Origin of the sequence: Flaviflexus ciconiae (assembly GCF_003971195.1) — a bacterium.
Lineage (GTDB): Bacteria > Actinomycetota > Actinomycetes > Actinomycetales > Actinomycetaceae > Flaviflexus > Flaviflexus ciconiae.
Genome location: NZ_CP034593.1, coordinates 1,521,278 through 1,543,917 on the forward strand (window position 1 = coordinate 1,521,278; position 22,640 = coordinate 1,543,917).

At 60.2% G+C, this 22,640-nt stretch carries 19 protein-coding genes and 1 tRNA gene; 3 read left to right on the forward strand and 17 right to left on the reverse strand.

Annotated elements, in window-relative coordinates:
- Nucleotides 1–153 precede the first annotated feature (153 nt).
- The 15 genes from EJ997_RS06690 to EJ997_RS06755 all read right to left on the reverse strand — a co-directional run bounded on the left by EJ997_RS06690 (nucleotide 154) and on the right by EJ997_RS06755 (nucleotide 15,664).
- Entirely contained in the window at nucleotides 154–990 is an 837-nt protein-coding gene (locus EJ997_RS06690; RefSeq protein WP_206501590.1) for a lytic transglycosylase domain-containing protein, read from the reverse strand.
- 601 nt (nucleotides 991–1,591) lie between these two features.
- The gene (locus EJ997_RS06695) at nucleotides 1,592–1,861 is read right to left on the reverse strand and encodes a metal-sensitive transcriptional regulator (protein ID WP_126703871.1); all 270 of its coding nucleotides are present in this window, start codon (nucleotides 1,859–1,861) and stop codon (nucleotides 1,592–1,594) included.
- 51 nt (nucleotides 1,862–1,912) lie between these two features.
- Nucleotides 1,913–2,167: a hypothetical protein gene (locus EJ997_RS06700; protein ID WP_126703872.1), complete on the reverse strand. Its 255-nt coding sequence runs from the start codon at nucleotides 2,165–2,167 to the stop codon at nucleotides 1,913–1,915.
- An 11-nt stretch (nucleotides 2,168–2,178) separates the two neighbouring features.
- Nucleotides 2,179–3,867: an FAD-dependent oxidoreductase gene (locus tag EJ997_RS06705; RefSeq protein WP_126703873.1), complete on the reverse strand. Its 1,689-nt coding sequence runs from the start codon at nucleotides 3,865–3,867 to the stop codon at nucleotides 2,179–2,181.
- A gap of 334 nt (nucleotides 3,868–4,201) precedes the next feature.
- Nucleotides 4,202–5,014, reverse strand: a complete 813-nt coding sequence (locus EJ997_RS06710) for a siderophore-interacting protein (protein ID WP_126703874.1) — start codon at nucleotides 5,012–5,014, stop codon at nucleotides 4,202–4,204.
- A 125-nt stretch (nucleotides 5,015–5,139) separates the two neighbouring features.
- Complete coding sequence (locus tag EJ997_RS06715; protein WP_126703875.1) at nucleotides 5,140–5,895, reverse strand: iron ABC transporter ATP-binding protein; 756 nt, start codon at nucleotides 5,893–5,895, stop codon at nucleotides 5,140–5,142.
- The gene (locus EJ997_RS06720; RefSeq protein ID WP_126703876.1) at nucleotides 5,892–7,088 is read right to left on the reverse strand and encodes an iron chelate uptake ABC transporter family permease subunit; all 1,197 of its coding nucleotides are present in this window, start codon (nucleotides 7,086–7,088) and stop codon (nucleotides 5,892–5,894) included. Before EJ997_RS06720 ends, EJ997_RS06715 begins: the two co-directional genes overlap by 4 nt.
- A 46-nt stretch (nucleotides 7,089–7,134) precedes the next feature.
- Nucleotides 7,135–8,163 carry an ABC transporter permease gene (locus EJ997_RS06725; protein ID WP_323052599.1) on the reverse strand — a complete coding sequence of 343 codons (1,029 nt, stop codon included), beginning with the start codon at nucleotides 8,161–8,163 and terminating at the stop codon, nucleotides 7,135–7,137.
- Nucleotides 8,164–8,245: 82 nt separating this feature from the next.
- Nucleotides 8,246–8,896 (reverse strand): ABC transporter substrate-binding protein, encoded by a 651-nt coding sequence (locus EJ997_RS06730; RefSeq protein WP_265936813.1) that lies wholly within the window; start codon nucleotides 8,894–8,896, stop codon nucleotides 8,246–8,248.
- A complete protein-coding gene (locus tag EJ997_RS13155) occupies nucleotides 8,893–9,330 on the reverse strand; it encodes a hypothetical protein (protein WP_206501592.1) in 438 nt (145 codons plus the stop codon). Before EJ997_RS13155 ends, EJ997_RS06730 begins: the two co-directional genes overlap by 4 nt.
- Nucleotides 9,331–9,796: 466 nt before the next feature.
- Nucleotides 9,797–10,693 carry a class C sortase gene (locus tag EJ997_RS06735; RefSeq protein WP_206501594.1) on the reverse strand — a complete coding sequence of 299 codons (897 nt, stop codon included), beginning with the start codon at nucleotides 10,691–10,693 and terminating at the stop codon, nucleotides 9,797–9,799.
- 304 nt (nucleotides 10,694–10,997) lie between these two features.
- Entirely contained in the window at nucleotides 10,998–11,249 is a 252-nt protein-coding gene (locus EJ997_RS06740; RefSeq protein ID WP_126703877.1) for a DUF7218 family protein, read from the reverse strand.
- Between the two features lie 197 nt (nucleotides 11,250–11,446).
- The gene (locus tag EJ997_RS06745; protein ID WP_126703878.1) at nucleotides 11,447–12,208 is read right to left on the reverse strand and encodes a sulfite exporter TauE/SafE family protein; all 762 of its coding nucleotides are present in this window, start codon (nucleotides 12,206–12,208) and stop codon (nucleotides 11,447–11,449) included.
- A gap of 123 nt (nucleotides 12,209–12,331) precedes the next feature.
- Nucleotides 12,332–12,408, reverse strand: a tRNA-Met gene (locus tag EJ997_RS06750).
- Nucleotides 12,409–12,586: 178 nt separating this feature from the next.
- The gene (locus tag EJ997_RS06755; protein WP_228201412.1) at nucleotides 12,587–15,664 is read right to left on the reverse strand and encodes a UPF0182 family membrane protein; all 3,078 of its coding nucleotides are present in this window, start codon (nucleotides 15,662–15,664) and stop codon (nucleotides 12,587–12,589) included.
- A gap of 100 nt (nucleotides 15,665–15,764) precedes the next feature.
- On the opposite strand from EJ997_RS06755, the gene EJ997_RS06760 reads away from it, so the two are divergent.
- On the forward strand, nucleotides 15,765–16,325 hold the full coding sequence (locus EJ997_RS06760; protein ID WP_126703880.1) for a PPA1309 family protein: 561 nt from the start codon (nucleotides 15,765–15,767) through the stop codon (nucleotides 16,323–16,325).
- Nucleotides 16,326–16,597: 272 nt separating this feature from the next.
- On the opposite strand, the gene EJ997_RS06765 is transcribed toward EJ997_RS06760, so the two are convergent.
- Nucleotides 16,598–17,701 carry a YlbL family protein gene (locus tag EJ997_RS06765; RefSeq protein ID WP_126703881.1) on the reverse strand — a complete coding sequence of 368 codons (1,104 nt, stop codon included), beginning with the start codon at nucleotides 17,699–17,701 and terminating at the stop codon, nucleotides 16,598–16,600.
- Between the two features lie 126 nt (nucleotides 17,702–17,827).
- Between EJ997_RS06765 and EJ997_RS06770 the strand changes: the two genes are divergently transcribed.
- Together EJ997_RS06770 and EJ997_RS06775 are read left to right on the forward strand one after the other, a co-directional pair.
- On the forward strand, nucleotides 17,828–19,225 hold the full coding sequence (locus EJ997_RS06770; protein ID WP_126703882.1) for a zinc-dependent metalloprotease: 1,398 nt from the start codon (nucleotides 17,828–17,830) through the stop codon (nucleotides 19,223–19,225).
- 423 nt (nucleotides 19,226–19,648) lie between these two features.
- A complete protein-coding gene (locus EJ997_RS06775; protein ID WP_126703883.1) occupies nucleotides 19,649–20,563 on the forward strand; it encodes a hypothetical protein in 915 nt (304 codons plus the stop codon).
- Here EJ997_RS06775 and EJ997_RS06780 read toward each other — a convergent pair.
- Complete coding sequence (locus EJ997_RS06780; RefSeq protein WP_126703884.1) at nucleotides 20,558–22,549, reverse strand: ATP-dependent helicase; 1,992 nt, start codon at nucleotides 22,547–22,549, stop codon at nucleotides 20,558–20,560. The two genes, EJ997_RS06775 and EJ997_RS06780, sit on opposite strands and share 6 nt — an antisense overlap.
- Nucleotides 22,550–22,640 lie beyond the last annotated feature (91 nt).

Here is a 22,640-nt window from a genome sequence, read left to right on the forward strand (position 1 = left end):
AAGGCGCCCGGGATTTTCTTGGGCCGGGGGTCCCAAATCGGACTTTTCACGGAAAAAACCGTGCGTGTAGTTAGTCACGATTCGGGACTTACAGCATCTACACAAACCTGCCGAAATGAGCTAAATGGCAGAATGACGCGGATTGTCCCGCACCTACAGTCCTTCGACCGCACTTCGGTAGCGGTCTGTGGCGTCTGTGACAGCCCGGTTGTACTCCACGCTTCGGTTGTACGACCAGACGGCTTCGATCCAGCTGCTGCTATCGGACAGGTCCCCGCCCACCCGGCACAGCAGTCTGGTCGATGACAACACGGCGTCATCAATGTGCTGCGGATCCTTGACCCCGTCCAGGTTGCCGTCAGCACCAATGAAGTCCCAGGTTGACGGAATGAACTGCATGGGGCCCACGGCGCGATCCCACACCGCATCTCCGTCGAGCACTCCCCCGTCAGTGTCCGGAACGCTCGCCGTTGAGCCGCTCCCGTCGAGTGGAATGCCGACAATCTCTGGCACCTGCTGGCCCGAGCCGTCAATAAGCCCACCCTGGAGGGTCCCGTGCCTGGATTCCACGTATCCGATGCCGGCAAGCGTCGCCCAGTCAATCTGGCAGGTGGAGCCTTCCAGCCGGAACGCGATTTCCGCCCCCGCATAAGCTCTCAACGCGCGCTCGGGAATCCCCGTTGCGTCAGACGCAGCCGCCACCCACTCGTCATCGACCAGCCGAGCAAGCCCAGCATCGCCGAACTGTTCGCCGCTCTCGCCAGCTTCCACGACGGGGACGGACGGAGAAATCGGCTCCGGGTCAACAGGTTCAGTTCGCTCAACTCGGGACGCGAAGAACAGCACAAGACCCACCGCAACAAGGGCCGCGAGCGCAATCCCCACCCGTAGGAGCCCATCGTTTCCGCGTGCGGTGGCACCGGATCGGCCACGCCTGCGCCCGTTTGTCGAGGCGTGCTTCCGGCTCGTTTGGCATGACCTTCGCTTCACACCGGTCCCCTGAGAGGATCGCGAGCCGGCTGACTTCTTTCGATCTGCCGCGACTTGCCCGGCCGTCCGGTTTGAACCGGTTGCCTTCGTGGAGCGGTGAGCCTTCGGCTTCTTCTGCTCTGCGATAACGCTCCTCCGTTCCAACCCGCGACCCCGCACCGTAGCGGGCAGCTGACCACCCACTATTCAACCGGCTGGGGCAGGCCGGGAGCAAAGCGAAAAGCAGAAGCTCCACTGGGCTCACAGAGAGAGACTATGTCCGCTGAAACTCAGAAGATCGGAGGGCCCATTCTGGTCACCGGCCGAAGACTTTGGAGAAGAATCCTCCGGACTTTTCCTCGTCGTTGTCATGGCCGTTGCACCAGTTACTTGCGGGAACGCCCCGCTTCACGTCGTCTACGTGCTGGCCGCAACCGGCCCATGTTGTCTTGCCACAGGTCTTACATGTGACTGCTCGGCACATCGCGTCATCAACTTTCTCTTCTATCGACTTTTCGTTATGGCTGTCACCGCGTGAGGGGCAACAGACGTTCTGGTTTCATCGCGCTCGGAGTTCCCACCGTGCCGTAGCCAACTGCATCATGCCAGGCATCATTCCCGACTAGGCGAGTGCCAGGAAGAGCTTCTCGAGCTCCTCGGTGGTGAGACCTTCTCGCTCCTCGGTTCCTTCCGGATCGGAGATGCAGTTCTCCATGGCCGTGGAGACGATCAGGAATCCTGCCCTGTTGAGCGCGTGCGTCACCGCGGACAGTTGGGTAACAACGTCTTTGCACGAGCTTCCGCCTTCGACGGCTGCGATAACGCCATCGAGCTGCCCTTTTGCTCGCTTGAGCCGGTTCGCAATCTTCCGCTGCGCTACTTCATCCTTCACGGCTTCTTCCTCTCCGCCGCATTCCCGGCAGTCGTTCCCTATACATCCCTATTATGTCTCGCTTTCAGCCTGTACTGCGGTAGTCTCCGGCACCCGACAGGTCCCGGAAACGGTGCCGCAAACTGAGCCACCCAAACAGTTGCCACGAATAGCTAGCCGGGCCGCGGAGATCGCGGCGGCCGCCGCCACAAGGGCGGCAACCTGGTTCTCAAGGGAGAGCTCGGCGGTTGCGACAGCAAGAATAGTGGCGATGACTCCCGCGAGGATGCGCTCACCCGAGAGCTTGTCGCGAAGCTTACCGGCCATGACGCTCAGTCCTATCGAACATTCGCGGGCGCGGTCAGAACCTCTTCGACACGCTCTCCAAGGACAGCGCGGAGCGTTAGCATGCCGCCGGACAGCGAGGCCGAATCGAATCCGTTCTGCACAAGAACCCGGTGCGCGATTGCCGAGCGCACCCCCGAGGCGCACATGACACGGACGGGCCTGCCTGCCGCAGCATCCCGAACCTCATGAATCCTGCCACGCAATTCGGTGTGCGGGACGTGGAGAGCACCGGGAATCATACCGGTGGCCACCTCGCCATCGGTTCTGGTATCGAGGATCAGCGCACTGTCGCGTACACCGTCGAGATCCTCCGCGTACCAGAGGGAGAGTGTGCCGTCGAGAACATTGGATCCGACCATGCCAGCAAGGTTGACGGCGTCCTTCGCCTGGCCATAGGGCGGCGAATATGACAGATCGAGATCGATAAGATCACCGATAAGGGCCCCGCCCTTCATTGCCGTGGCGAGCACATCGATGCGCTTATCGACGCCATCGGCACCCACGGCCTGAGCCCCGAGAATCAGGCCATCACCCTGACGGATGTGCACCGTCAGGTGGATCTGGCTGGTCCCGGGGAAGTATCCGGCGTGTTGGGCAGGGTGCAGGTGAAGCGTGTGGAAGGAAATTCCGGCACCGACCAAAGAACGCCGGTTCGCTCCCGTCATGGCCGCGGTCAGGTTTCCTGCACGCACAATCGCGGTCCCGAGGGGGTGCGGGATAGGGCGGGCGGTTTCCGGCCTCATGACAAAGTCCGCAACGAGGCGCCCTGCGCGATTGGCCGGGCCAGCAAGCGCCACCGGTCGGCGAACCCCGGTCACCGCATCCGTACTGACCGTGGCGTCCCCAACGGCAAATACGTCGGGAAGCGACGTGCGACCATGCTCATCAACCACAAGTGCTCCCCCGTCCATCTCCAGCCCCGAATCCGCAAGGAAAGCGGTGTCGGGACGGACCCCTACGGAAAGAACAACAACGTCGGCAACAAGCTCCGAACCGTCGGACAGCACGACCGTGTCGGCTTCGGCGCCGGACCTGATCTCGGTTGCCGCGACGCCCGTGCGAACCGCAATGCCCATGCTCTTCAGCTCAGATTCGACGAGCGAAGCCTGCTCAGCATCCAACGGAGGGAGCACCTGCGGGGCAAGCTCTACCAGCGTTGTCTCCAGCGCGTTCATAGCAAGGCCTTCGGCAGCCTCAACACCGATGAAGCCAGCACCGAGAACAACGGCCCTTCGCACACCCGAATCAACCTTGCCCCTGATCGCAATCGCGTCATCGACAGTTCGTAGCGTGTGAACGCGGGAAGACTGGCCTAGGCCCGCAATATCGGGCTGGATCGCCTTCGCACCAGGTGCCAGAACGAGCCTGTCGTAGTCAATAGATTCTTCACCAGTCTCGGTGCGAACAAGCAGTCGACGGCCCTCCCCGTCGACCGAGACGACGTCGTGCCCCGTTCGAACATCCAAGTTCAGGGAGGCCGCAAGTGACTCCGGGGTCTGGACGAGCAACTTCGCTCTATCTTCAATCTCGCCACTGACGTAGTAAGGCAGACCGCAGTTCGCGAACGACACGTATGGGCCACGCTCAAGAACGATAATCTCGGCCGACTCGTTCAACCTTCGGGCACGCGCCGCGAAGCTCATGCCACCGGCAACTCCTCCAACAACAACAATCTTCATTTCAGCCTTCAAGCTCGTGCGATACAACAAAACCAAATATACCCCCTGGGGTATGCGTGGTCAAGCGCCCCGGACCCCGCTCCACCGCAGGACACGCCACCCGCCACGCGTGCGACAGAGAGGAAACCGGCATGCCTAACCCGCGCAAGCGCACGCACCGACACACCAGGCGGGAAAGGCAGTGTCGACAGGGCTAGACAATCAGGAACGGATCGAGTTATTCACGCGATGGACTCCAGCTGCTCGCTCGAAATAAACGAAGGGGCCGACCAATTGGTCGACCCCCGTCACGTTTATTCAGACTCGGCTCGCACCCAGTCCGGCAACTCGGCCCTTATACTTTGCCGATGTCGGTACGCTTCTCAGCCTGGAAGACATCCTCCACGCGGCCGTTCGCCCAGTAGCCGGAGATCGAGAGGCGTTCCCTGGGGATCTCAAGCTCGTTGAACACGCGGCGTAGGCCCTTCATGGCCTCACGCTCACCGTGGGCGAAGACAGCCACCTGGCCTTCGCGACGTGCGAGATCGAGTGCGCGCACGCGCTTCGACAGAGCATCCGGGTCGTAGGCGGCTTCACCGCGCACAAACCAGTCGATCGATACGCCTGCGGGGCTGGAGATCTCCAGCATGTGCTCGGACGCCTCGAGGACAACGGCGCCGACCGCGTCCTCAGGAAGTCGCTCAAGGCCCGCCGCGATGGCGGGTACAGCAGATTCGTCACCAACGAAGACGTGGAAATCGGCATCCTCGACGGGTGACCAGGCACCGCCGGGACCCATGAATTGGATGAGATCGCCGGGCTCAGCCGCGACCGCCCACGGGGCAGCAAGCCCCTCGTCTCCGTGAATGACAAAGTCGATGGCAACTTCTTGCTTGTCGTGGTCAACCGAACGCACCGTGTAGGTACGAGTCTTTGGCCACTGGTCGCTTGGAAGTTCCGCCTTGAGGGCACTGACATTAACGGGTTCAGGGTAGGGACGACCCTCGTGATCGAAGACAATCTTGACGTAGGCATCAGCGAAGCCATTATCGACAAAGGCCGGGAAGTTGGGGCCGCCGACAACAAGTCGAAGCATGTCGGGCGTCAGCCACTCCTTCGAGATCACCTCGAGGTGCGTGGTCGGGCGGTTGGGGCGCTCGCGGGTCATGTAACTCCAGTCAACTTAGGTTTGCCTAACTATAGGCCGTTGGTTGGGGCGATATCAAGGGCGTACGCCACACGCGCACCCCAGCGGCGCTACTTCCCTGTTCGGGCAGCACGCCTTTTTAGTTTCTAGTAGTAGGAGGCGACGAGACCTTCTTCAGTTTCGAGAATCTTGACTTCGGTGTGGAAGACGCGGGACAGAACCTCGGGCTGCATGATCTCGTCGACCGGACCGAATTCGGTGACCTTGCCGTCGTTCAGGGTGCATATGTAGTCGGCATACTTGCCTGCGAAGTTGATGTCGTGGAGGACGATAACGATCGTCTTGCCCAGTTCATCAGCGGCGCGACGGAGCTGCCTCATCATTTGGACGGAGTGCTGCATGTCGAGGTTGTTGAGCGGCTCGTCAAGCAGAAGGAAGTCGGTGTCCTGGGCAAGCACCATGGCGACGTAGGCGCGCTGACGCTGACCGCCCGACAACTGGTCGAGGTAGCGGTTCTCCAGTTCGGTCAGGTTGAGGAACTCGATGGCCTGGCTGATGTGCTCCTCATCTTCAACCGTGAGGCGTCCCTGCGAGTAGGGGTAACGGCCAAAGCCGACGAGCTGACGCACGGTGAGACGCGTGATGAAGTGGTTCTCCTGGCGGAGGATCGACAGTTTCTTAGCCAACTCCTTCGAGGGGGTCTTTTTCACATCCATGCCAGCGACCTCGATCGATCCACTGTCGATGTCGAGGAGTCGGCCAATCATCGTGAGGATGGTGGACTTTCCGGCACCGTTCGGGCCGACCAGGACAGTAATGCCGCCTTCGGGGATGTCGAGCGTGACGGGTCCAATCTGGACCTCTTCGCTGTAGACCTTGAGGAGCTCCTTGAGCCTAATCACAGGCGTCCCTTTCTCATGATGACGATGAGGAAGACGAGGCCGCCGACCATCTCGATGATGACGGTGACCGCTCCCCCAGCGTAGAAAACGTGTCGAAGAATGAAGTAGGCCCCGCTGAGGACGACGTAGCCGAGGAGCGTTGCCACCGGGAAGATCAGGCGGTGGTCGTACGTGTCGGTCATCGAGTACGCGAGCGTCGCAATAAGGAAGCCCAGGAAGGTCATGGGGCCGACGAGCGAGGTCGTCATCGCCATGAGGATTGAGACAAGCAGGAGCACCTTCATCGTCTCGCGCTTGTGGTTCATACCGAGGTTGCTGGTGACGTCCTTGCCGAGTGCCAGCACATTAAGGCGGGGGCCCTTCATCCACAGCAGGACACAGCAGACAAGGACGGCAGGAATAACGAGCGGGAAGTAATCCGAGTCGGCATTCGACAGGTTTCCAAACAGCCGAGCGGTAAGGACATCGAACTCGTTCGGGTCCATGACACGCTGCATAAAGGTGGAGAGTGAGCCGAGGCCGCCACCGATAACAACACCAACGAGAAGCATGATGTGCATGTTCCCGAACCGGCCCGACAGCAGCCAGCCGTAGAGGGCGCCCGCGAAGGCAACCATGAGGCCAACCTGGAGAATGAACTGCGTCATTCCCATGGTCAGCATGACACCGGAGGCGCCGAAGAAGAACACGACGGATGTCTGGATCACCGTGTACAGGGATTCGAAGCCCATGATCGACGGCGTGATGATCCGGTTGGCGGTGACGGTCTGGAAGCTGACGGTGGCAAACGCCTGGCAGAGTGCCACGATCACCATAACGACGAGCGATTCCGCCCTCATCCCAGCGATCTTCCAGTAGCCTTCCGAGCCAAACTCCATGCCATTGTCGTAGCCGAGCACGCCGAACGTGGTGACAACCGCAAGCGCAAGAAGGATTCCGATAACGAGTGTGTAGCGAACCCGCTGCTTGGTGGAGGTGAAGGGGCCCGAATGAGCACCGCGCGAACACGTGGAGCGCACGAAACGCTTCTTACGCGGAGCCTTCTGCTTGGGCTCTGCCGCCGCTTCGGGCTCGTCGGTGACAGAATCGGGCACGATATCCGCCACCGTGTTCGGCACCTTGACGGGCCTTGCCGGAGCGATGATCGAATCAATCACCGGCAGGTCTTCAAGCTTGTTGCTCGGCGGGTTCATGCTCAACTCCTTCAGTTCTTTATCGCAGATCGACAGTGTTGCTGCTCTAGCCATATCGACGCTGCCTCACGAGAAGGAACACAAAGACGATCGCGCCGAGAACACCGAGGATCAGAGAAACCGGAATCTCGAACGGCATGATGATCGTGCGGCCAATAATGTCGCACACGGTCACGATAGAAATGCCAACGATGCAGACCCAGGGCAGGTTCGTCCTCAGGTTGTCGCCTCGGAACAGGGACACCATGTTCGGGACGATCAAGCCAAGGAACGGCAGGGAGCCGATGACGACGGTGACCACGCCGGTGATTGCCGCGACGATCGTGACGCCGGTAAAGATCACCGCGTTGTAGTTGAGGCCAACGTTTGTCGCGACTTCCTTGCCGAGGCCAGCAACCGTGAAACGGTCCGCAATGAAGAAGACAATGATGAGAAGAAGGAGGACTGCCCAGAGCGGCTCGTAGCGACCCCTCGTAACCTCGGTGAATGAACCGGAGAACCAGCGTCCCACATTCTGAAGCTGATCGGTCTGAAGCGCAATGAATGTGGAGACGGATCCAACAACCGCGCCCAGCATGATTCCGATAATCGGAACAATGAGAGAGGACTTCAGTGTCACTCTCCGCAGGAACATGAAGAAAACGATGGTGCCGAAGAAGGCAAAGCCAATGGCGCCAATCATGCGGACCATGATCGAGGCGCCCGGGAAAAGAATCATGGTGACGAGCAGGCCAAGCCCAGCCCATTCTGTCGTACCAACCGTCGACGGTTCAACGAACCGGTTCTGCGTCATGAGCTGCATGACGAGCCCGGAAATAGCCATGGCCGCACCGGCCAGGATCAGAGCAATGGTCCGCGGAACGCGGGTAATGAAGAACATCCACCAGCCGTCCTCCGTGCTCCACACGTCGTAGACACCGACGAAAAGGGAGAGGACAACCAGGCCAATGGTCACCGCAATGCCGATTGCGAGAGCGCCACGTTCCGTGGGTTTACGGAACCGTCGCTTGCCCGCAATCTCGATGACGCCGCGTTCCACCTTTGGCGTCTTCTTGGTTTCAGTTGAGATGACCACAATTCTTCCTTCCGGCCCCTGGCCGGGTTGTGCCCGGGGCAACGGATGCTGCCCCGGGCGAATCACTTAATCCCGATGGATGCTAGTTCGCCTCGAAGGCGTCTGCCATGGCGTTGAAGAGCTCGGTGTAGTGCTGGATATCTTCAGCGGTGTAGAAGTTCGGGTTCAGGTAAATGATGTTTCCTTCCTGAACCGCGGTGACGTTCTGCAGTGCCTCCGAGTCGGCGATCAGCTCCTGCGCTGTCGCTGCGTCTTCGGTGCTAGCACCGGAGTCGCGGTCGAGGACGAGAATCCAGTCGGGGTTCGACTCGGCAATCGCCTCAACGGAGATGTCATCGCCCTGGTGGTTCGTCGAGCCTTCGCGGTCGAGAGCCGGGGTCAGATCAAGAACGTCGTAGACCGGTCCGATTGCTCGGCCGGTGGACGGGGCCACGTAATTAATGGAGCCGCCGGAGGCCAGAAGACCGACAACGCTCCACTCTGGGTCATACGCCTCAGCGGCGCGCTCGATCGAGGCGTCGAAGTCGGCAATGAGTTGCTCAGCCTCGGCCTGACGTCCGAAGACATCACCGAGGAGGGTGGTAAGAGCGCGAAGCTCTTCATCGATCGTGTTGTTTTCGATATCGATGTCCGTGTTGACGAAAGCGGTGTCATCCCCGATCAGGCCGCGGATGTCCTTTTCGTACTGCGTGAAACGCTGGCCGTTGAGAATCAGGTCCGGAGCCGCGGTCACGAAGACCTCAAGGTCGGGCTCACGGTGGTTACCGATGTTCTCGATATCCGGGTTGTCGATGTAGACGGAGAGAATATCCTCGCCCTCGGCATGAGATCAACCGGTGCGCCGGACAGCTCAACATCCCACTCGGCAAGCGTCGTGAAGATACGGTTGTCGGTTGCGATGATCGACTGCGGATCCGAGGGGATGGCGACGGTGTTGCCACCCATATCGGTCACCTCGGCGGCGGGGGCACCTGCCGCGTCGTCGGAACCTTCGGTGTCTTCGGTCTCAGCATCTACATCCGCATCGTCCGACGTCTCAGCAGAGGTCTCCTCCGGGATCGTCGCATCCTCATCGGTGTCGGCGTCATCGGAGCAAGCAGCCAGCGTCAGGGCTGCAACAGCCGCCATGGCAACCAGGCCAGAGCGGGTACCGGACAGAGTTTTCATCTGCACTCTTTCGTATAGGCATCAGTAAACGAACAGACTTCGTTAGTTGTTAGGCTAACCTAACCTATTTAGGAAATGCCACCGTTTCGTTAATGCTTTTTCGTTGACGCTTCAACGATCATCAAAGGCCCCAGTGAGTTTTCCGCGCAAAATCAACAATCACGTCAGATCTGAGCGAATCCGGACAAACCGCAACAATGAGGTTAATCACTTGAAAAGCAGGAAAAAACGTGGATAGACCCGAAAACCCTAAAAAATGGATTAGTTAAAGTTACAGTTCCGAATTCGTGAGATTTCATTGATATATCACCGATTTCTCGGGCTTACTGAGCATCTCGGACGGAGCTAACATTGCCCTGCTACCGTCGGGACCATCATCCCAATTTCGGACGAAATGGACGCCAACTGCGCCACTCTCACAGGTCGTAGCGACAGGTTTGTCCGAGGAGCCCGATATTTTTAAACGCTATCGTCGCCCGCCCGTGCGAACAAAGAGCACCGTAGCTCCGGTCCCCGTTGTAAAGATCAGCGCCCACCACGGGAAGCCGGCGGCCGCACTCGTCTCCCCTACCGCCGTGTCAGTGTCCTCTTGAGGGATGCGCTCGCCCCGCACGAGCAGTCGATGGCTGTTCACCCCGACCGGGGTGCAAGTGAAAAGGGTGACGTAGTCACGCCCGGCGACAATGTGAATCGCGTCGAGCTCATCGGGCTCAATGATGGCAATGTCGTCCACTCGGTAGCGGTGGACTCTACCAAGCACCTCAACGAAGAACTCATCGCCCACCTCAGCTTCGTGTAGCGGAGTGAACAGCCGAGCATTCGGAAGGCCGGAGTGCGCGGTGAGAACTGTATGGGACGACGAACCACCCACCGGTAGCGACGAGCCAACCAGGTGCCCGGCTCCCGCACGCAGCACGTCGTCGCCCGTTCCGCGATAGATCGGCAGGTCGATCCCAACCTCCCCGTAGCGCACCCGCCCAATCGCATCCGAGCCTTCCACGGCAAGCTGGGTCCCATACGCAGCGGGAAAGGTGACCGAATCAGTTTCCTCAACACTGAGCCCGGCGGGATAACCGCCCGCGACCGCATAGGGATCCGTGAGGCTGTCGGGTGACAGGGTGGCGTTGTACGCCTCGGCGCTGTGCAACAGTTCTTCCTTCTTCTGGCTTTCCAGCCCGCTGACCACCCGCTCGTAACCGCCGATTTCCTCAGCGTGACGCAGGCGCGAGTACCAGTCAGCTGCGGTTGGGAACAGCAACGCAGCCAGCCCCAGGACGACAACGAGGACGATACTCAGCCCTTGAAAGACTGGGCGGGACGAGAGGGCCGGAATCGCCTCGTGTCGGGGTCGCAGAACAGTCAACGCATTTCCTCCCGATCGGCACCCCGCCAGCAAGCAACCCCGTGGGCTAGCATCCAGCCTTCCGTCGATCAGACTGCCATGTACTGAGCGGCACACGCCGCCGCCTCCAATTACTCGTGGATAAATACCGTCGGCGGGGAACTGTGCAAAACACCGAATGGAACCGGAAGGTGCGGGCGTTGTGATCTTTACGCGCTCCTCGGCGCAGGGCGCGACCGGGCACACTCTGAGGGAAGAGGGTGCCCGGTCGCGAAGTAAAATGCCTGGTTGAGTAGCGAAGCCCTGTGTGACGATGGAGGCGGACTCAGTGGTTCCGGAGCTTCTTGATTAGCTCGTCCTTCTTGAGGGAGGAATAGTTGGTGAGGCCGAGTTCCTTCGCCCGGTCCCTCAGTTCATCCACGGTTCGATCTTCATAGTCATCGGCTCTTCCCCCGCGTTTGCCTACATTCGACCTACCTTCATTGGCGGCCGCATTGGAAATCCGTGCGGCTTTCTCCTTGGACGCACCGTCTTCGCGTAGGGACTCGTACAGTTCTGGATCATTGATGCTAGACATTGCTCCTCCTTAGAGCCTGGGCCAGCCAATCTACGCCTCCACGATACTGAATACGAGGTGCAGAGGCATCGCACCCAAGTACCTCCCAGGTTCTGGGCGCCTCGATGGATAAAGCCACAGTGGATGAGGATTGTTCTGAAACGAATCGGTTACGGTCCGGTACGCCGCCACCTCTCATTTCAGAGCCAAATGTCCGCCTAGAACCAGCTCTGGCACATCGTGTAAATGCCGACGGCGGCGACAAGAACAGCGAATGTTCCCGTGAGGACACGTTGGGGAATCTTTGACGAGAAGACGGAACCGATCAGTCCGCCGACAATCGAGCCCGCGACGAAGAGGCCGATGAGTTGGAAGTTGAGATCTCCCTGGAATGGAAGCCTGCCAAGGATTCCCACGAGGGAGGAGATAACCATGACAAGGAGGGAGGTGCCGACGGCGTGCCGCATTGTCATTTTCATGATGAGAACGAGGGCTGGGACAACCATGAATCCCCCGCCAACGCCGAACAGTCCCGTGGCAAAACCAGTCACCGTGGCAACGGCAATGAGGCCGAGCTTCTCCCGCCACGTCATCGGCCCATCCCGCGGCGGAGCCACCTTCGTGGATCCCCGCACCGTGTTATACGCAAACAGAACTGCAACAAGCAGAAGGAAAATGGCGAAGACGCGAACAATGAGGAGGTCGTCAATAAGAAGGGATGCCCTGGCACCCAGGAATGAACCGAGAACCGACAGGGTGCCGAACACCAATCCCTCTTTGATCCGCACGTTGGACTGACGGACGTGAATCGTGAGCGATCCGGCCGATGTGAGCGCCACTCCCAGCAGGGAGCCAATGGCTGCCGCGTACGCCGGCTGGTCAAGAACGTACATGAGGACCGGGATCGAAAGGATGCCTCCACCGGCACCGAGCAATCCGACGACGATACCGATACTAAGACCAACCAGCAACGGGATCATGCCTCGGTCCTTTCCGTGAGTTTCAGGCCAGACCAAGGGTAAACCCAACTCGGCTCGCGACCGGCACCAACTCTACCTGGGAAACACAAAGGCCCAGTTCTTTCGAACTGGGCCTTTGCCACTTGGTGGCGGGGGCAGGATTTGAACCTACGACCTCCGGGTTATGAGCCCGGCGAGCTACCGAACTGCTCCACCCCGCGGCGACTTCTCTACCTTAGGTGAGGCTGGGATTATTCTCAAGGCAGGAGCTACGTTAGCCCTCTCACACAGGCAATATTCCGCGAATTCACGCCGACTATGGCGTACGGACTTAGGAAGGGAGGGCACCCGCGTGTGTGCGGATGCCCTCCCTGGTGCGCTCACGAGGAGCGGTGATTATCAGTTCTCACCGTCGAGCTCCTGCTGGGCTTCGACTGCCTGCTCGAGCGCCTCATCGAGACGATCCTGGGCTTCGCCGTAAGCTGCCCAGTCGCCGGACTGCATGGCCTCCTGCGAGTCCTCCATGGCGTCCTGTGCGTTACGCAACGCGATGTCGAGACGTTCCTGCGCGGAGCCAACGACCTGCGTCGGCCCGGTCGAGTCCTCGGTGGGCTCGTCCGTCGGCTCCTCGGTGGGCTGCTCGGTCGCATCATCGGTCGGCTCCTGTGTGGCGCCGTCCTTTGCGTCCTCAGCCCGTTCCTCGCGCTCTTCCGCATCCACGTTCGAGTCCCCTGCCTCGGCACCGGAGTCTCCGTCGAAGACCTGGTCGAGTGCCTGGTCGAGCGTCGGAGCAAATCCAACCTGATCACCGAAGGCTACGAGGACGTACTGGAGGAGCGGGTACGAGGTACCCTGCGACGCCTGGACGTAGACCGGCTGGACGTACAGCAGGCCGCCACCCATGGGAAGCGTCAGGAGGTTACCGGAACGAACCGTCGATCCACCCTGTCGGAGCAGGTTGAGTTCCTGCGAGACTTCAGCGTTGGCGTTGAAGCTGTTCTGGACCTGGCCCGGGCCCGGGACCGTCAGGTCACGCGGCAGTTCGAGCAGTCTGAGCTGACCGTAGTCCTCGTCCTTGACTCCCGCTTCGCTACCGGCATCGGCATTGACCGCGAGGAAGCCCGTGAGGACGTTCCTGTCAGTGTTACCGCCCGGGATGAAGGAGGTCGACAGTGAGAAGGTCGCTTCGTCCGTTCCCGGCATCTGCAGCGTCTGGTAGTACGGCGGCTGAGCCGTCGTCGTGGCACCCTCGCCGACCGTCGGGTCCGGGGGAACATTCCAGAAGTCACCACCGGAGTAGAACGAAGCAGCATCCTTCACGTGGTAACGGGTAAGCAGCTGTCGCTGAACCTTGAACAGGTCCTCCGGGTAGCGGACGTGACTCATGAGGTCGCCCGACATTTCATTCATGTCGGTGAGCTGGCCGGGGAAGATCTTGTCCCACACCTTGAGGACGGGATCGTCCTCGTCCCAGCGGTACAGGGTGACCGAACCGTCGTAGGCGTTCACAACGGCCTTGACGGAGTTACGGATGTAGTTCACTTCCTCGGGGATGTAGCCAACGATCTGGCTGTTCGGATCCGTCGTGGTCGTGGCGTCCTCGAGGGACTCGCGTGCCGAGTACGGGTACTGGTTTGTCGTCGTGTAACCGTCGATGATCCATACCAGATCCTTGGCCGTTTCCTCGTCGCCATCCATGTCGACAACGGCGGGGTATGCCTTCGAGTCGAGTGTCAGGTACGGGGCAACCTTCTCCACACGAGTGTGGGGATCACGGTCGTAAAGGATCTGCGAGTTCTCGTTGACACGGTCGGAGAAGAAGATCTCCTGGTCCCGGAACTTCGTGGCGAAGAGAAGCTTCGTCCATATGTTGTCGATCTTCGGGCCACCATCACCCGAGTAGGTGTTGTTCACCTGACCATTCGGGGCATCATCGTTCGGGTAGTCAAGCTCCCACGCGTCCGCACCGTCGGGGACACCGACGATCGAGTAGTCCGGAGAGTTCTGGCCGAAGTAGACGCGGGGCTCGTACTCGCCGAGCTCACCAACGGACGGGATCCCCTGCTCGTAGAAGGCCGGACGACCATCGTCCTGAGCGGTATTGCCGAAGGCGGCAACGACGCCGTAGCCGTGCGTGTAGACCGTGTGGTCGTTAACCCACGTGCGCTGGTCGTCGCCAAGGCCGTTGAGGTTGAGCTCGCGAACCGCAATCACGGTATCGCGATCCTCGCCATCAATTTCGTACTTGTCGACAGCCAGCTGGCTGGCGAAACCGTAGTACTGGCGGTTCTGCTGAAGCTGGTTGAACGTTGGCGAAACGATGTTTGGATCGAGCAGACGGATCTGAGCCGTCGACTGGGAGTCCTCGCGGAGCTGGCCCGCGGTCGCCTCGGTTTCCGCGTTGTACGTGGTCTGATCAATGTTATCGAGGCCGTAGGCCGCGAGGGTCGCATCAATGTTGCGCTGAATGTATGGCGATTCGAGCTCAACAGCGTTCGGCTGTACCTGGAACTGCTGGACGAGAGCCGGGTATGCGGTGCCCACCACGATCTGGGCGATCACGGCGACTGCGATACCCGCGATAGCGACGCGCAGGACGCCCTTAACAGCAACCCATACGAAGATACCCGCGATGATGACGCAGATGCCGGTCATGATTTCGCGAGCGGGGAGGGATGCTTGCACGTCGGTGAACGACGCACCCGCGTAGCGATAGTTGTCGCCAATGAGGAGCTCGTATCGGGACAGCCAGAACCAGCCGGCAGCAACGAGCGAGGAGATCGCGCCAAGGACCGACAGGTGGATGCGGGCCTTCTTCGAGACGTACAGCGGTTTCTGGGTCGGGTCGATGCCACCGTACAGGTAGTGCATGACGAGCGCGACGATCCACGAGCCGACAAGGAGCTTGACCATGAAGGACAGGAGAAGCTGCAGCATCGGGAGCGTGAAGACAAAGAAGCCAACATCGAGACCGAACTCGGGGTCCTTCATGCCAAACGGTTCACGGTTGATAAACATGAGGACCGTGCGCCACTGCGCACCGGTCCCTGCCGCGAAAATAAGGCCGAGGACGACGGGAAGTCCGTAGAAGGTCAGCTTCCGGTACTTGCTGATGCCGTCCCGGTAGGGGTCAAGATTGCGGTTCCTGATTGCCCCCGGCTCGGGAATGCCATCAGCCGGGTACGCGAGCTTCATGTTGAGCCACAGAACAATGGCGAGGATAAGGGTAGCGACGGCACCAACGCCGATCTGCGCTCCCCACTGAGTCCAGAAGACGCGCACGGCTTCGAGCTGATCAAACCAGAGCACCTCGGTCCAGACATTCGCCGTGATGACGAAGAGGAAAAGCAGGGCGCCGAGGACAATAACGGTCGGGATGAAGGCTCCTCCGCCCCCGCCGCCGCTATTGGCTCTCGAGGTGGTCCCGGAGCCTCCGCCCGTGCTCCACGGGCGATTCGGGAAAGAAGAAGTTGTCACAGGGTTCTCCATAATGCGGAAGATTTACCCCACTACCGTATCGCACCAATCTGGGAGCCACGAAGCACGTAAGGAAACTCCCATATGCAACGATGTACCTATGGAAAACGATGGACCCAAGGCCCTTGACCCGAAGGTAGCCGCCCTGAAAGACGCCGTTACCGACATTGAGAAGTTCGTGGCAACGGACGGTTGGGACGCTCCGATCCGCATCTTTGCGATCGTCAAAGCCGTTCCTGCCCTTGAGAAGGCACCGGAACTAGCAGAAGAGTTGCCCGCCGATGTCGCGGTCAACGCGATCACCGACCCCAATACCCTCTTCTCAGTCGAGCAGGAGGGTCTCCCCCAGGCGTCAACCCTGGAAGAGCTTCTGGCCCAACTAGCATGGCCCGAGGAGGTGGACGGCGCGGCGATTGTCGCCGAGCGCATCATTGTTCCGCCGTCCGCGGAAATGGACCTTCCCAAGGACCCGCAACGCGCTCTTATTGCCCTCTCCGAGCATCCCGAACGCGAGGATGTTCGGATGGCGGTGGGCTACATGCGTGAGGGGCACAGCTGGTGCGCGGTCCGCACCCGCTCCCACGACAACGATGCCGACGTGGTTGGTAGCCCCGACGCCGTACCCGGCCTCGTCGCAGCCCTCAAGGCCACCTTCGAGTAGTCCAACCGCGGGGCCAACCCCACCGTCACGTTCAACGAAACCGCTACCGCAACGCATCGAACACAGTCGCCCTCGACATCGTCGGGGGCGACTGTATTTAAAACGCAGAAGAAACTTCCGTCTCAGACGTCGTCAATTTATTTGATGGCCCAGAGCGTCACATCCCCCGCAATCACGCGGCCAACTAGTCTTCGATTGCCCGACAGCTCGCCCAAGCCACAGCCTTTATTCGGCCGCGGTCATGTCCTCGAGAGCCACGTGGGAAGCTTTTCTTAGCCTTCGCAGGTCGGGAGGTGACCGGTGTCCCCGGCCTTGATTGCATCGAGAGCTTCAACCGAATCGTCAAGGGTATCGACGGCAATGATCTGCATGCCGTCGACTTCGTTGCCAATAACCTCATCGCAGTTCTCCACGGGTGCCAGGAAGTAGGTGGCTCCAGCATTGCGGGCACCGATCAGCTTGTGCTCGATTCCACCGATCGGCCCGATATCGCCAAGTGAGTCAACCGTGCCGGTGCCGGCAATGACGTTGTCGCCGCCGAGCGAACCCTCGGTGAGCTGGTCGTAGATCTCGAGCGCAAACATTTGACCCGCGCTGGGACCGCCGATGTTCTCCAGAGAAATATTGGCTCCCGGGGATCCTTCCTGCGGTTCGGTAACCACACCGACTCCCAGGAGCGAGCCTTCAGAACCGTCGGTCGGAGCAATCGTTTCAAAGGAGACGACGCGCTCTGCTCCCCCGCGCTCGACCGTGACCTCAAGCTCGGTGCCGGGTTCAATACCAGCCAGGTATTCGCGCAATTGCGGGAAGGTCGACGGGAGGTATGCGTCCTCGCCGGGGGCCTGCAGGCTGACAAGAACATCGTTTTCTTCAATAAGTCCCTCGGCGTTCGAGCCCTCTGCCACATACACCATCGTGAGGGTCACGGGGATTTCAATTCCCGCGAGGCCATAGCCTGCGAGAACCGCATCGATCTGAGAGTTCGCCATCATGGCGGCGCTGGATGCTCGTACTTCTTCGGTCGTGATCTCCTCCGAGTAGAGGGCACGGACGGGAATCAGGTTCTTGTCGTTATCGAGGTATGCCTCGAGCGCTGCCGCGCCGAGAACCGACTCCTCGGGATTACCGAAAGTCGAGACCGTGGTCAGGTGAAGATCGGTTTCCGACGGATAGGTAGGAGCATCGGTGTTCGTGAGAACGATAACGGGTGATCCTTCCAGCTCCGTCACGGACAGCGCGGGCCCCGGCGCCTGGTAAAGATACGTGGTTGGCATGAAAGCCTGCCACGTCAGAAGTGCCCCGAATCCGATCGCTGCGACGCCACCCAAAAGGATTCTGGGTGGCGTCGGGGCAAGGCTGTCATCTCGGTAGGGCACGGGTCAATCATGCCCCCTCACCGGGGATATCACGCAAGCCGGACGGGCGTTTCGCCCTGAGCGCGGATACTGGCATGTAGAAGTTTGCTCGATTAGCCTGGGACACAAGAAAAAGAGGAGCAAACTGTGAACGAACCGGATCCGCGCGACGACCAGTGGAAAGACATGCTGCGTGCCGTCCTCGGCGACCAGGCCGCCGACGAGGTCATCGCATCCATGGAATCCCAAGGTTTTGATCCCGCTAATTTTGCACGAATGAATCCCAATGGCCCCGATGTTTCGGCCCTCATGGGACAGCTTCGCTCCATGCTTTCCGGAGCCCCCGACGGTCCCGTCAACTGGAAGATCGCTGAGCAGGTAGCACGCGAAAGCATCACCCGCGACGGAGTCGACACCCTGACCAACGCGGACGTTGAAAAGGTCAAGAGCAACCTGGCCCTGGCAAACATGTGGCTTAACGAGGCAACGGCCCTCGAGTCCTCCTACGGCCCGGAGCAAGCATGGTCCCGCCTCGACTGGATCGCACACGCCCAGTCGACCTTCCGCCGCATGACCGAACCGGTCGCCGCGAACCTCAACCGTGCGTTCTCCACCGCCATGGAGCAACAGATTGCGGAAATGCCTGAAGAGATGAAGGCCATGATTGGCGGACAGGCCTCCACCTTCCTCAACCAGATGATGGCAACAATGACCGGCATGCAGTTCGGCGCTGCCCTTGGTGAGCTCGCCAAGCAGTCCTTCGGCTCAACCGATACCGGGCTACCGTTTGTCGAGGGCCACACGACTGCCCTTGTCCCCACCAACGTCACCGAATTCGCGGAGGAACTAGAAGCATCCGAGGATGAAGTCTTCCTCTATGTCGCGGTGCGCGAACACGCACACGCCCGCCTCTTTGCTTCGTCCGCATGGCTTCGCGCCTACCTGCTCGACACGATCGAGGCCTGGGCCCGGGACATCAACATCGACATGGCGGCGGTCGAGGAGCAAATCCGCGGCATCGACATGTCCAACCCGCAGGGTATGCCTGAGATCGACCTGACCGACGTTTTCAACCCGGCGCCCACCGACGATCAGAAGGGCGTCCTCACCCAGCTCGAGACCATCCTCGCCCTGATCGAGGGTTGGGTCTGCGAAGTCACCGACCTCGCCACCGCAGGTCACCTTCCCGACGCTGCCGCGCTCCGAGAAATGTTCACCCGTAGGCGCGCGACCGGCGGTCCAGCTGAGGTCACCTTCGGCAACCTTGTTGGCCTTGAACTCCGCCCCCGCAAACTCCGCGAGGCAGCAGCTTTCTGGAAGATGGCGCTCGAGAAGGGCGACCTAGAGTCCCGAGACCACTTCTGGTCGCACCCCGATCTGCTTCCCGACAGTGAGGACCTCGATAACCCCGAGCCGTTCTTCACCACCCAGGAGTCCGACCTGGAATCGGAAATCGATGATCTGCTGGCAGGTATCTTCGCGGAGGACGAGGCAGGCGAAAAGCCATCCGGCCCGGAGGAGCCCCTCCCACCGACCTCGAACTAACTCCGTTCGTATCGCTTCAGGGTGTGGGCAGGTCAATGCGGCCTGCCCACACCCTGAAGCGGATGGCGACAGGCAACACACGATCACGTGCACCCGACCCTTGCGTGCCCCATCGACCGCATGATCCGGCCGCCACCGATCGCTAATCCGGTTTTTCTTGCATCGGACGCCTGGGAGCAGGCGTCCCCGAAGTTCAGATCAGCTCCTCCGCCGACTCGCTATCATTGACGGCCGTTTACTCTGCTTCCTACATCGCTCAGCGTGACTGCACCGAATTCACTCCCCTGAGTCCACAGAGATCATTTTCCGGACATCATTCACCAGTTCCGCCTGCTAATCATCAAAAGCCCGGTTTAATCCCCTTTGCCTTCCTATGCTATGGCTATGCAAATTCCTCAAGGCCTTGGATTATACTGGCGCTCATTGACGTCTATTCAGATTGGACTCTATCCGGAGCGCAGGGCCATTTTCGACGGTATCTATCATCGCGAAGAAGGACTCTTTAATCTCCTTCGAAGCCCCTGCACCCGAGAGGACGTTGACCAGTGGGCACGGACCCACCGGATTGACGACGATCGAGCGGCGAAGATCTGGAACTCGGTGCAGGGTTCTGGGCTCGTGCTCGAGAAGTCATTACCGATGGGAATGTCGGCGGCCGAGTACCGGGCCGCAAGCCGGGCCGGCACTCTCGATCCTGTTGCATCGTCGCGTACCGCGGTTGAGATTCACGGGTTGGGTCTCGTTGGCGTCCTCCTAGCCCTGAACCTTAACCTGAATGGGCTTGCCAGCATTCACGTCACCGACCCCAGTCCGGTCACCGAATCTCAGGCCCGCTGGCTGGGGAGCGAATCTTTTGGCAAGCCGTGCGACACCGCAGTCCGACCACGGCTGCGTCCAGCCCGGCAGGAAGACCCGGCGACGACCATCATTGTTGCCGTATCGTCACGGACCTATCCGCGTCACATTGCCCGGAAGGCACTTGCCGAGGACGTCCCGTTCCTTCCCATTGTCATTGCCGAGGCCGATATCCAGATTGGTCCGTTCGTCACCGGCTCCCCATGTATCGAATGTGTTGAGTCTGCCCGGAGCAAAGAAGACGAGGCTTGGCCACATCTCACCGATCAGGCCGCCCGTTTCCAACGCTTGGAGGCGGATACCGCGAGCACCTTCCAGGCCGTGAGTTGGGTGGTTGGCGAAATCATGCACCTGATTAATCACCCGGAGTTGGAACCCAGGTTGCACTCGTCGATCCTTCACATACCGCCGCCTCCCGGATGGCCGTACCTTGAGCCGGTCGAGCCGTTCCCCCGGTGCGGATGCGACAGGCTGGACCTATGAGGCGTCGACGATCTGAAGGATTGCCGATCCGTACTGGTCGAGCTTCATCGTTCCAATGCCTTTGACCTTGCCAAGCTCGTGAATGGTGGTGGGCTTGGCGGCCGCGATGTTCATGAGAACCCGGTCAACAAGGATGAGGTAGGCGGGCTTGCGCTCTTCGGCTGACTGGGCCTTACGCCAGGCTTTGAGGCTCTCGAGGAGCCGCAAATCATCTGGATGATTGAGCTCAAACTCGAGCGCCGCATCCTTTGCTCGTCTGCGGTTGCGGGTGGCTCTGGAGATGTTTTCCGTTTCGGGCCAGATCCCGTCGAGGAACCTGGTGCGCTTTCGGTTTCCCCTGCCGGATGCTGAGCGTGCGCGCGCGTAGGACACGAAGAGGTGTTCCCTGGCGCGAGTGATCCCAACGTAGAGGAGCCTGCGTTCTTCGTTCACTGCTTCCGGCGTTTCCGCGAGGGAAATCGGCATAAGGCCTTCGCTCATTCCTGCCAGGAAGACCGCATCCCATTCGAGGCCCTTGGCGGCGTGGAGGGTGGAGATCGTGACACCTTCGACCGTGGGGGCGTTCTGCATACTGGCGCGTTCCTCCAGCTCGGCAACGAACCCGGCAAGGTCGGCTTCCCGTACTTCCGCGATGTCATCGGCCAGGGTGACAAGGGCGTTGAGCGCTTCCCATCGTTCCCGCTGGGCGCCCGTGTTCTTTGGTGCCTTACGGGCCCAGCCAAGCTGGGTGACGATCTCACGCACTGCTTCGGGCATGGTGCTTTCCACGCCGGAACGAGCATAGGACCTCATCATGACCATGGCTTCTCGGACCTCGCGGCGGGAAAAATAGCGTTCCCCTCCCCTCATGACAAACCCGATCCCAGCATCTCCAAGGGCTGTTTCAAATGCCTGGCTTTGGGAGTTCGTGCGAACGAGAATTGCTATCTCGGACAGGGGGACGTCCTGTTCCTGAAGGGCAAGGATCTTCTTCGCAATGTCCTTCGCTTCCGCGTCGTCATCGTCGTAGTCGTGGTAGGCAACAGCGGGGCCAGACGGTCGCTGTGCTTGGAGTTTGACAGCGCCTTCGAGCCTCCCTGGGGCGATCACGCGGTTGGCAGCATCAACGATCTGCGGAGTGGAACGGTAGTCGCGAACGAGTTCAATCTCGGAAGCTTCCTTGAAGCGTTTGCGGAAGTCTCGCAGATAGGAAGGGGTGGCTCCCGTGAAGGAGTAGATCGTCTGGGACACGTCGCCAACGACGCACAGGTCGCGCCGCTCCCCCAGCCAGTGGTCAAGGAGGCGTTGCTGAAGTGGCGAAACATCCTGGTATTCGTCGACCACAAAATAGCGGTACTGGTGGCGGATCTGTCGGGCAATGTCGTCCCGCTCCGCCATGATCCCGATGAGGATGAGCAAAATATCTTCGAAGTCGATGACACCTCGGGCCGACTTCGCTTCCTCGTAGGCCGCGATAAGCCTGCCGATCGATTCGAGGGTTTGCCCGGCCACTCCCTCGCGCCCGGTTGCACGGGCTTTTTCAACGTAGTTTTCCTGGCCGGTCAGTGTCACCTTCGACCATTCAATTTCTGCGGCAAGGTCACGGATCGTGGTTCTGTCAACGCCGATACCGAGTTGGCCTGCCGCTTGGGCAACGAGACCAACCTTGGATTCTTGAATCTGCGGCATGGGGCCGCCAACGGCGTGGGCCCAGAAGTAGGAGAGCTGGCGGAGGGCGGCAGCGTGGAAGGTTTGGGCTTGGACGCCGTGGGCACCCAGATCTCGGAGCCGCGAGCGCATTTCTCCCGCGGCGCGGGACGTGAACGTGACGGCAAGAACGCGGTTGGGTTCGTAGGCACCAACGAGAACACCGTGGGCAATCCGATAGGTGATCGCACGGGTTTTACCGGTGCCTGCACCTGCCCTCACAACGAGGGGTCCCCTGAGGTTCTCCGCAACCTGTCGCTGGTCCGGGTCGAGCGCCGACAGCAGTTCTTCTACGTCCATTTTTCCTCCCTGCCCAGTGTGTCACGCCCACCGGGCACTCCCGCGAGTCAACCACACCGGCTCGCACCGGGTGCAACGCGGAGACTATTGT

Coding starts and splice junctions, on each gene's coding strand:
- EJ997_RS06700 (WP_126703872.1), bottom strand. CDS start 2,167: ATGGCCGGTAAGCTTCGCGACAAGCTCTCGGGTGAGCGCATCCTCGCG.
- EJ997_RS06705 (WP_126703873.1), bottom strand. CDS start 3,867: ATGAAGATTGTTGTTGTTGGAGGAGTTGCCGGTGGCATGAGCTTCGCG.
- EJ997_RS06710 (WP_126703874.1), bottom strand. CDS start 5,014: ATGACCCGCGAGCGCCCCAACCGCCCGACCACGCACCTCGAGGTGATC.
- EJ997_RS06720 (WP_126703876.1), bottom strand. CDS start 7,088: ATGAACCCGCCGAGCAACAAGCTTGAAGACCTGCCGGTGATTGATTCG.
- EJ997_RS13155 (WP_206501592.1), bottom strand. CDS start 9,330: ATGAAAACTCTGTCCGGTACCCGCTCTGGCCTGGTTGCCATGGCGGCT.
- EJ997_RS06740 (WP_126703877.1), bottom strand. CDS start 11,249: ATGTCTAGCATCAATGATCCAGAACTGTACGAGTCCCTACGCGAAGAC.
- EJ997_RS06745 (WP_126703878.1), bottom strand. CDS start 12,208: ATGATCCCGTTGCTGGTTGGTCTTAGTATCGGTATCGTCGTCGGATTG.
- EJ997_RS06760 (WP_126703880.1), top strand. CDS start 15,765: ATGGAAAACGATGGACCCAAGGCCCTTGACCCGAAGGTAGCCGCCCTG.
- EJ997_RS06780 (WP_126703884.1), bottom strand. CDS start 22,549: ATGGACGTAGAAGAACTGCTGTCGGCGCTCGACCCGGACCAGCGACAG.